Annotated in this window: 1 protein-coding gene; it reads right to left on the bottom strand. The window is 54.8% G+C overall.

The window, feature by feature from the left end; genetic code table 11:
- Positions 1–1,053: elongation factor G (locus ACIOWE_RS30290; protein ID WP_401398642.1), on the bottom strand; the 1,053-nt coding region annotated here is incomplete at both ends.

The raw sequence follows: 1,053 nt of genomic DNA, 5'->3' as shown, positions 1-1,053 counted from the left end.
TTCACCAGTGGTGACGTCCTTCATGCCGATCAGGGCTGCAATGTCGCCAGCGCGCACTTCCTTGATCTCTTCACGGGCGTTTGCGTGCATTTGCACCATACGACCCACGCGCTCTTTTTTGCCTTTAACCGAGTTGATCACGCCGTCGCCGGAGTTCAACACGCCCGAGTAAACGCGGACGAAGGTCAAGGTACCCACGAATGGGTCGGTAGCGATCTTGAACGCCAGAGCCGCGAAAGGCTCGCTGTCGTCTGCATGACGCTCCATCTCTTCTTCCTCGTTATCAGGGTTAGTACCCTTGATAGCAGGAATGTCGGTTGGAGCAGGCAGGTAGTCGATAACGGCGTCGAGAACCAGGGGAACACCCTTGTTCTTGAAGGAAGAACCGCAAACAGCCAGAACGATTTCGCCGGCAATAGTACGCTGACGCAGAGCAGCTTTGATCTCTTCGATCGTCAGCTCTTCGCCTTCCAGGTACTTGTTCATCAGCTCTTCGTTGGCTTCGGCAGCAGCTTCAACCATGTTGTTGCGCCACTCTTCAGCCAGCTCCTGGAGCTCAGCAGGAATGTCCTTGCGAACAGGGACCATACCTTTGTCAGAGTCATTCCAGTAGACAGCTTGCATGTTGATCAGATCGATCTGACCCTGGAAGTTGTCTTCGGAACCGATGGCCAACTGGATTGGCACCGGAGTGTGACCCAGACGCTGCTTGATCTGACCGATCACGCGCAGGAAGTTGGCGCCAGCACGGTCCATCTTGTTTACGTAAACAAGACGTGGAACACCGTATTTGTTGGCTTGACGCCATACGGTTTCCGACTGAGGCTCAACACCCGAAGTACCGCAGAACACAACGACAGCGCCGTCGAGTACACGCAGGGAACGCTCAACTTCAATGGTGAAGTCTACGTGACCCGGGGTATCGATTACGTTGAAACGGTGCTCGTGCGAGTACTGCTTCTCGGAACCTTTCCAGAAGGCGGTAATGGCAGCAGAAGTAATGGTAATACCACGCTCCTGCTCCTGAACCATCCAGTCTGTGGTCGCGGCGCC

It is taken from the genome of Pseudomonas sp. NPDC087598, from assembly GCF_044743525.1.
Taxonomy (GTDB): Bacteria; Pseudomonadota; Gammaproteobacteria; order Pseudomonadales; family Pseudomonadaceae; genus Aquipseudomonas.
This window is presented reverse-complemented; position numbering and strand designations above follow the sequence as displayed.